The 12,553-nt window shown below is 63.0% G+C and carries 13 protein-coding genes; 6 read left to right on the top strand and 7 right to left on the bottom strand.

Annotated features, from left to right (window positions below):
• The 3 genes from IL54_RS10505 to IL54_RS10495 all read right to left on the bottom strand — a co-directional run.
• On the bottom strand, window positions 1–699 hold a 699-nt coding region (locus IL54_RS10505), incomplete at its 3' end, for a PepSY-associated TM helix domain-containing protein (protein WP_237748849.1).
• 22 nt (window positions 700–721) lie between these two features.
• Window positions 722–2,752, bottom strand: a complete 2,031-nt coding sequence (locus IL54_RS10500; protein WP_037475480.1) for a TonB-dependent receptor family protein — start codon at window positions 2,750–2,752, stop codon at window positions 722–724.
• A 200-nt stretch (window positions 2,753–2,952) separates the two neighbouring features.
• Window positions 2,953–3,360 (bottom strand): DUF2946 family protein, encoded by a 408-nt coding sequence (locus tag IL54_RS10495; protein ID WP_037475477.1) that lies wholly within the window; start codon window positions 3,358–3,360, stop codon window positions 2,953–2,955.
• Between the two features lie 109 nt (window positions 3,361–3,469).
• On the opposite strand from IL54_RS10495, the gene IL54_RS10490 reads away from it, so the two are divergent.
• Window positions 3,470–3,877: a MerR family transcriptional regulator gene (locus IL54_RS10490; protein WP_037475474.1), complete on the top strand. Its 408-nt coding sequence runs from the start codon at window positions 3,470–3,472 to the stop codon at window positions 3,875–3,877.
• A 40-nt stretch (window positions 3,878–3,917) separates the two neighbouring features.
• Complete coding sequence (locus IL54_RS10485; protein ID WP_037475471.1) at window positions 3,918–5,720, top strand: acyl-CoA dehydrogenase C-terminal domain-containing protein; 1,803 nt, start codon at window positions 3,918–3,920, stop codon at window positions 5,718–5,720.
• 204 nt (window positions 5,721–5,924) lie between these two features.
• Here the strand turns inward: IL54_RS10485 and IL54_RS10480 are convergent, their stop codons facing one another.
• The 3 genes from IL54_RS10480 to dnaK all read right to left on the bottom strand — a co-directional run bounded on the left by IL54_RS10480 (window position 5,925) and on the right by dnaK (window position 9,431).
• Window positions 5,925–6,215: a hypothetical protein gene (locus tag IL54_RS10480; protein WP_037475469.1), complete on the bottom strand. Its 291-nt coding sequence runs from the start codon at window positions 6,213–6,215 to the stop codon at window positions 5,925–5,927.
• A gap of 114 nt (window positions 6,216–6,329) precedes the next feature.
• Window positions 6,330–7,466, bottom strand: a complete 1,137-nt coding sequence (gene dnaJ / locus IL54_RS10475) for a molecular chaperone DnaJ (protein ID WP_037475467.1) — start codon at window positions 7,464–7,466, stop codon at window positions 6,330–6,332.
• Window positions 7,467–7,532: 66 nt separating this feature from the next.
• Window positions 7,533–9,431 (bottom strand): molecular chaperone DnaK, encoded by a 1,899-nt coding sequence (dnaK, locus tag IL54_RS10470; RefSeq protein WP_037475465.1) that lies wholly within the window; start codon window positions 9,429–9,431, stop codon window positions 7,533–7,535.
• A 174-nt stretch (window positions 9,432–9,605) separates the two neighbouring features.
• Between dnaK and IL54_RS10465 the strand changes: the two genes are divergently transcribed.
• Genes IL54_RS10465 through IL54_RS10450 form a run of 4 tightly spaced genes read left to right on the top strand, consistent with a single transcriptional unit; the run spans window position 9,606 to window position 11,113 of the window.
• On the top strand, window positions 9,606–10,079 hold the full coding sequence (locus tag IL54_RS10465) for a copper chaperone PCu(A)C (protein ID WP_037475464.1): 474 nt from the start codon (window positions 9,606–9,608) through the stop codon (window positions 10,077–10,079).
• Window positions 10,076–10,534 carry a hypothetical protein gene (locus IL54_RS10460; RefSeq protein WP_037475462.1) on the top strand — a complete coding sequence of 153 codons (459 nt, stop codon included), beginning with the start codon at window positions 10,076–10,078 and terminating at the stop codon, window positions 10,532–10,534. The genes IL54_RS10465 and IL54_RS10460 overlap by 4 nt, the downstream gene beginning before the upstream one ends.
• Window positions 10,535–10,565: 31 nt before the next feature.
• Window positions 10,566–10,811: a type II toxin-antitoxin system ParD family antitoxin gene (locus tag IL54_RS10455; RefSeq protein ID WP_037475460.1), complete on the top strand. Its 246-nt coding sequence runs from the start codon at window positions 10,566–10,568 to the stop codon at window positions 10,809–10,811.
• Window positions 10,808–11,113, top strand: coding sequence for a type II toxin-antitoxin system RelE/ParE family toxin (locus IL54_RS10450; protein WP_037475457.1), 306 nt, complete (start codon window positions 10,808–10,810; stop codon window positions 11,111–11,113). The genes IL54_RS10455 and IL54_RS10450 overlap by 4 nt, the downstream gene beginning before the upstream one ends.
• Before the next feature lie 60 nt (window positions 11,114–11,173).
• Here the strand turns inward: IL54_RS10450 and IL54_RS10445 are convergent.
• Window positions 11,174–12,553, bottom strand: a 1,380-nt coding sequence (locus tag IL54_RS10445; RefSeq protein ID WP_037478323.1) for an FAD-binding protein, incomplete at its 5' end; no start/stop codon positions are given.

Here is a 12,553-nt window from a genome sequence, read left to right as displayed (position 1 = left end):
CCAGGGAATGACCGCCATTTTCGGGCGGCCCCAGTCGTTCGTCGCGACCACGGCGCGCAGACCCCCGCCCCACACGTCCGTCCAGGGCATGCCAGTGATCGCGAGGAACAGGATGACGCCCGCCGACAGGAAACCGAGTGTGCCATGCAGGTCGCGCCAGAACAGCCGCCCTTTAGCGTTGCCCCTTATGGCGATGGCGGGCCGGCCGCGCCGGGGCCAGCGTAGATAAAGGCCAGTGATGCACAGGAGGATCGCCCAGCCTGCTACCACCTCGACCAGCCGGTTACCGACCGCACCGGTGAACGCCAGGCTGTGCAGATCCTTGACCGTCTTCATGACGCCGCCGCCCTGCATGACCCCCAGCAGGCGGCCGTCATGCGGATCGACGAAATGAACGGTGGCCACGCCATCGGCACCCTTGGTCGTCACCCGCCAGCTTTGCGTGGCGCTTGCGGGATGAGTGATCTGGGTCGCCTGTTCGCCGCTGGCCTGTTCGACCGCAGCGATCAGGCGAGCGGGGGGCAGCATCGGCACGCCCGGCCTGGCGGCGATCTCGACCGGATAGAGAAATGCCTCCACCTCCAGCTTGTAGAGATAGAGCGTGCCCGTCACCGCCATCAGCGCGAGGATCGGCAGGACGATGATCCCGGCATAGAAATGCCAGCGCGTCATCGCCCGATAGAAGGCACCGTCTGTCATCGTCCTGTCCTCCCCTTCAGCCTCAGAAGCGCGCGCGCACGCCGCCATAGATGGCGCGGCGTTCGAGCGGGTAGAAAGCGACGCTGCCTTCGTCCGCCGCGGTTGCAACATTGTCGGCGGCGTAGCGGACCAGCGCGCTGATGTCGCCGATGGCGCGCTTTTGCGTCAGGTTGCGGGCGTCGAGGAACAGGGTCACGCCGTCGCGCAGTTGCGCCTGCGCGCCGAGGTTCAGCAGCGCATAGCTACCGACCCGCTTGCTATTCACATAATCGACCCACGTCCCCTGCGGCAGCCATTCGACCGAGGGCGAGACGCTGATCCGGTCATTGCCCAGCCGCAGTTCCGCGCGATAGAAATGGCGCGGCACCACTGGCAGGCGATTGTCGCCATAGACGGCATCGTTGCGGAAACGGAAATCGCTATATTGATAGACCTGCCGCAGCGATGCCCAGGGCGTGAGTGCCAGTTGCAGGCCCGCCTCGATCCCCTGATGCCGGGTCTTGTCGGCGTTGAAGGTCGCGGCCGGGATGACGCCTGCGATCACGCTATATTGCAGCATCTCCCCCCTGATGTCGGCGCGGTAGAGGCTGATGTCCCAGGCAGCGATGCCGATGCGGCCACGCGTGCCGATCTCGGCCGTCCAGGCCTTTTGCGCGCGGACGGGCGTGAAGCCGGGCGCGCCGCCAGCGGGCGTTTGGCTCAGTTCGCTAAAGCCTGGCAGTTCGACCGAGCGGCTGTAATTGGCGAAGAATTGCAGTGTTTCGCTCGTTTCGTAGAGCAGGCCGATCTTCGGCGCGAAGGCGTCGAAACGGGCGTCGCCGCTGCGTGCCGGAGCGAAGCGGTTGTCGATGCGGCGCTCGCCATGGGTGTAGAGGCCGCCGCCGATCAGCCACAGGCCCGGCATCGGTGCAATGCGCGCTTCGCCATAGCTGTTGATCGTCTGCGCACGCTGCTGGAGCAAGGTGGTTGGGGCACCGCGATCCCCCGCAATGTTGACGAACTGGCGTGCGGTCACCTTGCCGAAGCGCGCCTGGCTGCCGAGCGTCACTTCCACCGGCATCCCGCCCAGATCGCCCGCCAGGTCGAGGCTGGCGAACGCCCCGCGATCCTCGGATTTCTGGTCGATCACCTGGTATATCGGATGATAGAGATCCTTGGCATTGAAGAAGAGGCCGAAGGCGAGCGCGCCGTTGGCAAGGGCGATGGTGGTGCGGTTTTGCAGGCGGATCGAATCGATGTCGCGCGCCTGATCGCCGACGAAATTGCCCCTGGTCGGATTGGTCAGCACCGATTTTTCGGACAGCGACCCGGACAATCGTTGACGAATAGTCTGGGCGCTGGCGTAGAAGCGGGTTTCGATGGTGTCGCTGATCTTGACCCCGACATTGCCGTTGAAGCGATAAGATGTCCGCTTACCATGGTCACGGTCGCCATCCGACCGGTCCGTGGTGATCGCGGCCCAGGCGTCGCCCCGCTCGCCGGCATAGCCATAGGCGGCCTTTGTGCGGATCGTGTCGAAGCTGCCGCCATCGACGCGCAGGTCTACGCCCGGCGCGCTGCGCCCGGTCGGCGTCACGGCGTTGATCGCCCCGCCCAGCGTCGATCCGCCCAAGCGCAGCGCATTGCCGCCGCGATAGACCTCGATATGCTGAAAGACCTGCGGGTCGAGTTCCTGAAAATCGCCATTATCGTCAGCCAAGTTGAGCGGAATCCCGTCCTGCAACAGGGTCAGCCCGCGCATGTGGAAACCGCGCGATAGGCCCGATCCACGGATCGATATGCGGACCTCCTGCCCGAAACGGGGCTGGGTATAGACGCCCGGCGAAAAGGTCAGCGCATCGCGCAGCGAGACGGTGACCTTGTCCTCGAAGGCGTCGGCCGCGACGACATCGACGCCGCCTGGGGTGCGCTGGACGCGGGCGGTGGCGGCTTCGATCATCGGGCTGGCGGTGACGATGATGCGGCTCTGGTCCGCCTCTTCGGCGAAAGCGGGGACGGACGACAAAGCGAGGGCGCACAGCGATATGCTGCGCAGGCCGGAATGATGGCGCATGGATTTAACCTATTGATAATGTTATTTTAATCCAGCGACCTTCTGTTTGATCGGCTGGATGGGGGCTGGACAGACACGATCCTCCCCTGACAGGGGAGGTGGCTGGCCGCAGGCCAGACGGAGGGGTGTCACCCTATCGATAGCGGCGACACCCCTCCGTCACGCCTTCGGCGTGCCACCTCCCCCACAGGGGGAGGATGTCAAAGGGCTGTCGGCGGCCCGGAGGACGGTGGGGGTGGCGCGGCTAGGCGGGCGATCAGGCCGGTCTTGAGCGCGAAGGCAATCGGGCCAAAGGCCAGCGTCCAGGCCGGCAGCGTGAGATCGGCGAGGATCAGCGGCGGGACGATCGGCTGGACCGATGCGGCAAAGGGGCAATGTTGTTGGCTGCCCATGGCGTCATCGGGTTGATGATCGCCCTGCCCCGGTGCCTGGTCGCGGTTCACCACGACATTGACCGCGCCCTGCCCGGTACAGAGCGTCACGACGACGCCTTGCGCCGTGCGCACAGGCATGAAGCCGGGCGGCACGATCATCTGGATGGCAAGGACGAGCAGCGCTAACGCCGCCAGCAGGCCGCGCGCACCCTCCGATCGTCTGATTGCCCCCATGGTCACGTTGCGCGCTTAACCGATGATCGGCGACCTGTCACCGACACAAATTGTCCCAGCCCACCCACTCACCTTGACGTAAACGTAAAGTGCCATTATCTCTACCCCCATGGACAATCGCAGCAGCATCGCGGGCATCGAATTGCCCGACCATAGCGACCGGCAGAGCTACAGCATCACTGACCTGTCGGAAGAATTCGGCGTCACGGCGCGCGCGCTGCGCTTCTATGAGGATGAAGGACTGATCTCGCCGGAGCGGCAGGGTCTGGCGCGCATCTATTCGCGGCGCGACCGGGCGCGGCTGGCCTGGATCTTGCGCGGTAAGCGGGTGGGGTTCAGCCTCACCGAAATCCGCGAGATGATCGACCTCTACGACGCCGACGAAGCCCATGAGGAACAGCGCCGCGTGACGGTCGCCAAGTGCAAGGCGCGCATCGACCTGCTCAACCGGCAGAAGGACGATATCGACGCCGCCATCGCCGAACTGGATGCCTTCGTCGCCACCATTGCCCACTGAATACTCACCGCCTCTCATAAAAAATTCGCAGGAGAAGATCATGCCCAGTTATACCGCCCCCGTTCGCGACACCCGTTTCGTGCTGGACCATGTGGTCGGGCTGGAGCGCTACGCCAATCTGCCCGGATTTGAGAATGCGACCCCTGACCTGGTTGACGCGATCCTGACCGAAGGCGGCAAGATGGCCGCCGAAGTCCTGTTCCCGCTCAATGCCGTGGGCGACAAGGAAGGCTGCACCCGTCACCCCGACGGCAGCGTGACTACGCCTACCGGCTTCAAGGCGGCGTTCGACCAGTTCGTCGCGGGCGGCTGGACCACCATCCACGGCCCGGTCGAATTTGGTGGCCAGGGCCTGCCCAGCGTCTTGGCGACGGCGGTGGACGAATATGTTCTGTCGGCCAACCAGTCGTTCGAAATGTATCATGGCCTGACCGCCGGGGCGGTCGCGGCGCTGATCGCCAAGGGCAGCGACGAGCTGCAGCAGCGCTACATCCCCAAGATGGTGTCGGGCGAATGGACCGGCACGATGAACCTGACCGAGCCGCATTGCGGCACGGACCTGGGCCTCATCAAGACCAAGGCGGTTCCCAATGCCGATGGCAGCTATGCGATCACCGGCACCAAAATCTTCATTTCGGCGGGCGAGCATGACCTGTCGGACAATATCATCCACCTGGTCCTCGCCAAGACGCCGGACGCGCCGGAAGGCAGCAAGGGCATTTCGCTGTTCGTGGTGCCCAAGATGATGGTGCATGACGACGGATCGCTGGGCGATCGCAATGCCGTATCGTGCGGCTCGATCGAACATAAGATGGGCATTCACGGCAACGCCACATGCGTCATGAATTATGACGGCGCGACCGGATGGATGGTGGGTGAGGAGAATAAGGGCCTCGCCGCCATGTTCATCATGATGAACGCGGCGCGGCTGGGCGTTGGCCTACAGGGGCTGGGCCAGGCGGAAATCGCCTTTCAGAATGCCGTCCATTATGCCCGCGACCGGCGGCAGGGCCGCGCGCTGACCGGCCCCAAGGAGCCGGAAGAGAAGGCCGACACGCTGTTCGTCCATCCCGACGTGCGCCGCATGTTGATGGAAGCCAAGGCGATGACCGAAGGGCTGCGCGCACTCATCCTGTGGGGCGCGCTCCAGGCCGACCTGTCGCATCATGCCGAAACCCCTGAAGAGCGCCAGGCGGCCGACGACATGCTGTCGCTGCTGACCCCGGTGATCAAGGGCTATGGCACCGACCGCGGCTTCGACATTGCCGTCGCCTGCCAGCAGGTGTTTGGCGGCCATGGCTATATCTGGGAAAATGGCGTCGAACAATATGTGCGCGACGCGCGCATCGCCCAGATTTACGAAGGCACCAATGGCGTGCAGGCGATGGATCTGGTCGGTCGCAAACTGGCGATGAATGGCGGCCGCGCGCTGCAGGCTTTCTTGAAGGTCGTGGCCGACGAAGTCGCCGAAGCCAAGGGGAATGAGAAGCTCGCCCCCTTTGCCGAATCGCTGGAGAAGGCAAGCGCGCAACTGGGCGCGGCGACGATGTGGCTGATGCAGAATGCGATGAAGAACCCCAACCATGCCGGGGCCGGTGCGCATCATTATATGCACATCCTGGGCATCGTCGCGACCGGCCTGATGTGGTTGCGGATGAGCAAGGCGGCGGCGACGCTGCTGGCAGCGGGCGAAGGCGATGCCAAGTTCCTGGAAGCCAAGCTGGTCACAGCGCGCTTCTTTGCCGAGCGGATCATGCCCGACGCGGGATCGCTCCGCCGCAAGATCGAGGGCGGTGCCGACGCGCTGATGGCGCTCGACCCGGACATGTTCCTGGCGGCCTGAGGCGGGACACGAAAAAGGGGCTCCGTGACCTGTCACGGAGCCCCTTTTTTTATCTGCCGAACAAACACTTATAGCTGTGTGCGCTGATCCGTAGCGACTGTTCATGTTACCCGGCGAAGGCCGGGGCCCAGATCAGAGCTTGGAACTGGACCCCAGCTTTCGCCGGGGAACAGGTCCGTGGATCTCGTCAGCGCAGTTCAGACATTAGTCTTCGCCATTATCCTTGACGCCAACCGTAGGCACTTCGACGGTCTTTTCCTCGGTGCCGACAACGACTTCCTTCGAATCGACATCGACATTGGGCAGTGCGCCGCCATCGACGCTGACTTCGGGCATGTCGCCGCCGCTCACGTCGGCCTTCCAGAAGCCGGTGGCGAACAGGATGCCGACGATCGCAAGAATGGCGATCAGCACAATCGCGATTGTGCGGCCTGGCCCCTTCTTTTCCACGATAACCCGGCGATCGTCATATCCATCATTACGAACGTCAACCATGTAAAACCCTCCTCATGTCGTTGTGGAGGGAGAAACGGTCTGGCAATCTTATTGGTTCCAGCGGTCAGGCGTTGGTGCTTTCGGACAGGACGAAGGTCGGGATAATGTCAGGCGTCAATCGCCCCACAAATCCTTGATCTTGCCGAAGAAACCAGTCGAGGCCGGACATTCTTCGCCGGTTTCGGTTTCGCGGAAGGCTTCGAGCAATTCCTTCTGCCGAGCGGTCAGCCGGGTCGGCGTTTCGACGTCGATCTGCACGACCAGATCGCCCTGCCCGCGCCCGTTCAGCACCGGCATGCCCGCGCCACGCTGGCGGATCTGCTTGCCCGACTGGATGCCGGCCGGGATCTTAATCTCGTGCCGCACGCCATCAAGGCCCGGCACTTCGATCGATCCGCCCAGCGACGCCGTGGTGAAGCTGACCGGACAGCGACAGAAGAGCGTCGTGCCCTCGCGCTCGAACAAGCTGTGCCGCTGCACATGCAGGAAGATATAGAGGTCGCCCGCAGGCGCCCCGCGCGCGCCCGCTTCGCCTTCGCCAGTCAGGCGGATGCGCGTGCCTTCGTCCACGCCCGCCGGGATGTTGACCGACAGCGACTTAGGCTTGTCCACCCGGCCTTCGCCGCGACAGGCGCGGCAGGGGCTTTCGATCACCTGTCCTGCACCATGGCAGGATGGGCAGGTGCGTTCGACCATGAAGAAGCCCTGCTGCGCCCGCACCTGGCCATGGCCCTTGCAGGTGCCGCAGGTCTTGACCCCGGTGCCGGGCTGCGCGCCCGACCCTTCGCAGGTGTCGCAGGCGGCGGACACTTCGATTTCGATCTGCGTCTGCTTGCCATGATAGGCTTCATCGAGGCTGATTTCGAGGTCGTAGCGCAGGTCGGCACCGCGCCTTTGCTGCTGACGACCGCCGCCGCCACCGCCAAAGCCGGACTGGCCGAAGATGGTTTCGAAAATATCGCCAAGGTCGGAAAATCCGCCTGGATTGGCGCGGTGGCCACCGCCGCCGCCCTGCTCATGCTGGGTGTAGGCGGCATGGCCGAAGCGATCGTAAGCCGCGCGCTTTTGCGGGTCTTTCAGGCACTCATAGGCCTGCGACACCGCCTTGAACTTGGCTTCGCTTTCGGCACATCCCCCCGTCTTGTCGGGGTGATATTTCATCGCGAGCTTGCGATAGGCGCTCTTGATCTGCGCACCATCGGCGGTGCGCTCGATTTCGAGCAGCGTATAATAATCGATTTCGGTCGTCATTCGGACCCCCGCCCACCTCTTCCCTCACCCCGACCATGGCCGGGGTGAGGGATATGGGGCATCGGCTTACGCCTTGTTGTCATCCACTTCGGAGAATTCGGCGTCGACGACATCGTCATCGGCCTTGGGCGCATCCGCACCCGGAGCCGCGGCCGAAGCCTGCTCCTTCTCGTAAATGGCCTGGCCCAGCTTCATCGCGATCGTCGCGAGTTCCTGCGCCTTGCTCTTCATCGCTTCAGCATCGCCGCCTTCGATCGCCGACTTGGTCGCGGCGATCGCGGTTTCGATCTCACCCTTCAGCGCCGCATCGACCTTGTCGCCATGTTCGGCCAGCTGGGCTTCGGTGGTGTGGACCAGGCTTTCCGCGTTGTTCTTCGCCTCGGCCGCCTCACGGCGCTTCTTGTCCTCTTCGGCGAAGCGTTCGGCATCCTTGACCATCTGGTCGATGTCGGAATCGCTCAGGCCACCCGACGCCTGGATGCGGATCTGCTGTTCCTTGCCGGTGCCCTTGTCCTTGGCCGACACATTGACCAGACCGTTGGCATCGATGTCGAACGTGACTTCGATCTGCGGCACACCGCGCGGCGCTGGCGGGATGCCGACGAGGTCGAACTGGCCGAGGATCTTGTTGTCCGCGGCCATTTCGCGCTCGCCCTGGAACACGCGGATGGTGACCGCCTGCTGATTGTCGTCGGCGGTCGAATAGACCTGGCTCTTCTTCGCCGGGATGGTCGTGTTGCGATCGATCATGCGGGTGAACACGCCACCCAGCGTTTCGATGCCCAGCGACAGCGGCGTCACGTCGAGCAGCAGCACGTCCTTGACGTCGCCCTGCAGCACGCCCGCCTGAATGGCGGCACCCATGGCCACCACTTCATCAGGGTTCACGCCGGTATGCGGTTCCTTGCCGAAAAATTCCTTCACGGCTTCGCGCACCTTGGGCATGCGGGTCATGCCGCCGACCAGAACGACTTCGCTGATGTCGGCGGCCGAAACGCCCGCGTCCGCCATCGCCTTCTTGCAAGGCTCCATCGTGCGCTTGATGAGGTCGGCGACCAGGCGCTCCAGATCCGACCGGGTGATGGTCTTAACCAGATGCTTAGGGCCGTTCTGATCGGCGGTGATGAAGGGCAGGTTGACTTCGGTCGACTGGGCCGAGGATAGTTCGATCTTCGCCTTTTCGGCCGCTTCCTTCAGACGCTGGAGGGCCAGCTTGTCCTTGGTGAGGTCGATGCTCTCGGTCTTCTTGAAGTCGTCGGCCAGGAACTGCACCAGCTTGGCGTCGAAATCTTCACCGCCCAGGAACGTGTCGCCATTGGTCGACTTCACTTCGAACACGCCATCGCCGATTTCCAGGATGGAAATGTCGAACGTGCCACCGCCAAGGTCATAGACCGCGATCGTCTTACCGTCCTGCTTGTCGAGGCCATAGGCCAGCGCCGCCGCCGTCGGCTCGTTGATAATGCGCAGGACTTCAAGGCCCGCGATCTGCCCGGCGTCTTTCGTCGCCTGACGCTGGGCATCGTTGAAATAGGCAGGAACGGTGATGACCGCCTGCGTGACGGTTTCGCCCAGATAACTCTCGGCGGTTTCCTTCATCTTCTGCAGCGTGAAGGCGGAAATCTGCGCGGGGCTGTAATCCTGCCCACCGGCACGGACCCAGGCGTCGCCGTTCGGACCCTTGGCGATGTCATAGGGGACGAGTTCCATGTCCTTCTTGGTCATGGGGTCGTCGAAGCGGCGGCCGATCAGGCGCTTGACCGCGAAGATCGTGTTGTCGCCGTTGGTGACTGCCTGGCGCTTGGCCGGCTGGCCGATCAGGCGCTCGCCATCCTTGGCGAAGGCGACGATGGACGGCGTGGTGCGCGCGCCTTCCGCATTTTCAATAACCTTGGGCTTGCCACCGTCCATGACGGCGACGCAGCTGTTGGTGGTGCCAAGATCGATACCGATTACTTTTGCCATTGTGTCCTCTTTGAACCCCAAATTTCATTCAGCGGTTGACGGCCCCATACCCCACGAAAGCGCCAAGGCAAGGCCGGTCTGCATGGGCGATATAGGCGTGCTTTTGCTTGGCACAAGAAGCAGCGGCCATTAGCTATGTCATCGACCGGAAACGAGACAGTCATGGAGTGACCAATGCGCGCGCCCTTCGCCCTTATCGCCCTCGCGGCCCCGCTGGCGCTCAGCGCGTGCGGCGACCCTGCGCCCAGCTACATCGACCAGGCCTGGGTGCGGCTGTCGCCGAACAAGGAATCGCCCTCGGCGGGCTATTTCGTCGCGCATGGCGGCGATGCGGGGGTGCAGATACGCGGCGTGCTGACCGCCTATGCCGTCCGCGTCGAAATGCATGAAAGCGTGATGGACAAGGGCGTCATGACGATGAAGCCGATCGACAGCGTGGACGTGCCCGCCAAGGGCGATGTGGCCTTTGCGCCCGGCGGCAAGCATCTGATGCTGTGGGGCATCAACGATGCCGCGATCAACCAGGGCAAGATGGAACTGACCTTCCTGATGAGTGACGGCAAGCGGCTGCTGGTGGACGCGGTGATTCGCAAGCCGGAGGCGGCGGGTGCGGCTGCCAACAAGCCCGCCACGCATGAGGGCCATTGAGCAGCCGTAGCCTGACGCCCGACGAAATCGCGCTTGCCCAGGCCATGTTCGGGCGGGCGATCGCCTATGATCGGGTACGGGTGCATAACCGCAAATGGTGGCCGTTTCAGCCCAGCCGGGTGACGATGGCGCCCGATGGCCATTTGTGGTTTCACCCGCAAGGTGGCCTGTTCTGCGCCGATTTCTGCGACAGCCCGCTCCCTATCCAGGCGCATTTCATCCACGAAATGACCCATGTCTGGCAGGCGCAGCGGTCGGGCAAATGGTGGTTACCGCTGATGCGACACCCCTTTTGCCGCTATGATTACGCGGTTCTGCCGGGCAAGCCCTTCGCGCATTATGGCATCGAGCAGCAGGCCGAGATCGTGCGCCATGCGTTTCTGTTGCGACAGGGTGTGGCGGTGGCGGGCAAGCCAGGGCTGTACGTCTATGATGCGTTGCTGCCGTTCGGTTGAAGTGACTACCAATATTTGGTAAGACAGTGGCATGAGCAGCAAGACCACCTCCGTCGCCTTGGGCGACCATTTCCGCGAGTTCGCCGAACGCAAGGTCAGCGAAGGCCGCTACGGATCGACCAGCGAAGTGATCCGCGCGGGATTGCGGTTGCTGGAGTCGGAAGAGCAGAAGCTGGAAGCGCTACGGGCGGCGATTCAGGAAGGGCTGGATAGCGGGCCAGGGCAAGAGTTTGACTTCGATGCATGGCTCGACCGACGCTTCCCGGTTAGCGAGTGAAACATCGCACCCTTGTCTATTCGCCGCGCGCCTTGTCCGACCTTGAGGAGATTGGCATACGCAGCGAACGCGAATGGGGCAGAAAACAGACGCGATCCTATCTTGCCGCCATCAAGGACACGGCCGGGAAATTGATATCCTTCCCTTCCTTGGGCATGGATTGCACATTCCTTTCGCCCGATTTGCGCAAACGCCGATCAGGCAGCCATTTTCTTTTCTACCAGATCCTGCCGGACGAGATTCTCATCGTGAGGATATTGCACGAGCGCATGGACTTTGAAGGCCATTTAGCGGACGTTTAGTTCCATGAAAAAAGGCGGACCTTTCGGCCCGCCCTCTTCATCGTCATCCCTGATCGCGGATCAGTATACCCGCGCCTTGGGCTGCACATATTCGGCTTCGTCGGTCAGCGTGTAATCATGGACCGGGCGATAATCGAGCTTCACTTCGCCGCCGGAACCACCCCAGCCGTCGAACCAGCTGATCGTGTGCTTCATCCAGTTTTCGTCGTCGCGGTTCGGAAAATCCTCATGCGCGTGCGCGCCACGGCTTTCCTTGCGGTTTTCCGCGCTGACCATGGTGCAGACCGCCTGGGACATGAGATTGTCCAGTTCCAGCGTCTCGACAAGGTCGGTGTTCCAGATCAGCGAGCGATCCGACACGCCGACATCCTGCATGCCCGCATAGACATTGTGCATCTTGTCGACGCCCTCGGCCAGCAGCGCGCTGTCGCGGAACACGGCAGCGTGCTTCTGCATCGTGTGCTGCATTTCGAGGCGCAGCTTCGCGGTCGGCGTGCCGCCGGTCGCGTTGCGATATTTGTCGAGGCGGCTGAGCGCCAGGTCGGCAGCGTCCGACGCCAGCGGCTTGTGGCTGCCATTGGGCTTGAGATTATCTTTGAGGAACAGACCCGTCGCCCGGCCGAACACGACCAGATCGATCAGCGAGTTCGAGCCGAGGCGGTTGGCGCCATGGACCGACACGCAGGCCGCTTCGCCGACCGCGAACAGGCCGGGGACCACGACTTCGGGATCGCCATCCTTCTTGGTCAGCACCTGGCCATGATAATTACAGGGAATGCCGCCCATATTATAATGGACCGTCGGCGTGACGGGCAGCGGCTGGCGGGTCAGGTCGACACCGGCAAAAATCTTGCCGCTTTCGGTAATACCCGGCAGGCGTTCGGCCAGCACCTTGGGATCGATATGATCAAGGTGCAGGAAGATATGATCCTTGTTCGGACCAACGCCGCGCCCTTCGCGCATTTCCATCGCCATCGATCGCGACACGACGTCGCGCGAGGCCAGATCCTTGGCCGACGGGGCATAGCGTTCCATGAACCGCTCGCCTTCGGAGTTGGTGAGATAGCCACCCTCCCCACGCGCGCCTTCGGTGATCAGCACGCCCGCGCCATAGATGCCGGTCGGGTGGAACTGCACGAATTCCAGATCCTGGAGCGGAAGCCCTGCGCGCAGCACCATGCCACCGCCGTCGCCGGTGCAGCTATGCGCCGAGGTGGCCGAGAAATAGGCGCGGCCATAGCCGCCCGTTGCCAGCACGACCGCATGGGCACGGAAGCGATGGATCGAGCCATCTTCCATGCACAGCGCGATCACACCGCGGCATTCACCATTTTCCATGATCAGGTCGATGGCGAAATATTCGATGTAGAAGTCCGCGTCATATTTGAGCGACTGCTGATAGAGCGCGTGGAGCATGGCGTGGCCGGTACGGTCGGCGGC

This window comes from Sphingobium sp. ba1, from assembly GCF_000743655.1.
Classification (GTDB): domain Bacteria; phylum Pseudomonadota; class Alphaproteobacteria; order Sphingomonadales; family Sphingomonadaceae; genus Sphingobium.
This window is presented reverse-complemented; position numbering and strand designations above follow the sequence as displayed.

Excerpts from the sequence above, each read along its gene's own strand:
- IL54_RS10500 (WP_037475480.1), bottom strand. The coding sequence starts at position 2,752 with ATGCGCCATCATTCCGGCCTGCGCAGCATATCGCTGTGCGCCCTCGCT.
- IL54_RS10495 (WP_037475477.1), bottom strand. The coding sequence starts at position 3,360 with ATGGGGGCAATCAGACGATCGGAGGGTGCGCGCGGCCTGCTGGCGGCG.
- IL54_RS10490 (WP_037475474.1), top strand. The coding sequence starts at position 3,470 with ATGGACAATCGCAGCAGCATCGCGGGCATCGAATTGCCCGACCATAGC.
- IL54_RS10485 (WP_037475471.1), top strand. The coding sequence starts at position 3,918 with ATGCCCAGTTATACCGCCCCCGTTCGCGACACCCGTTTCGTGCTGGAC.
- IL54_RS10480 (WP_037475469.1), bottom strand. The coding sequence starts at position 6,215 with ATGGTTGACGTTCGTAATGATGGATATGACGATCGCCGGGTTATCGTG.
- dnaJ (WP_037475467.1), bottom strand. The coding sequence starts at position 7,466 with ATGACGACCGAAATCGATTATTATACGCTGCTCGAAATCGAGCGCACC.
- dnaK (WP_037475465.1), bottom strand. The coding sequence starts at position 9,431 with ATGGCAAAAGTAATCGGTATCGATCTTGGCACCACCAACAGCTGCGTC.
- IL54_RS10465 (WP_037475464.1), top strand. The coding sequence starts at position 9,606 with ATGCGCGCGCCCTTCGCCCTTATCGCCCTCGCGGCCCCGCTGGCGCTC.
- IL54_RS10455 (WP_037475460.1), top strand. The coding sequence starts at position 10,566 with ATGAGCAGCAAGACCACCTCCGTCGCCTTGGGCGACCATTTCCGCGAG.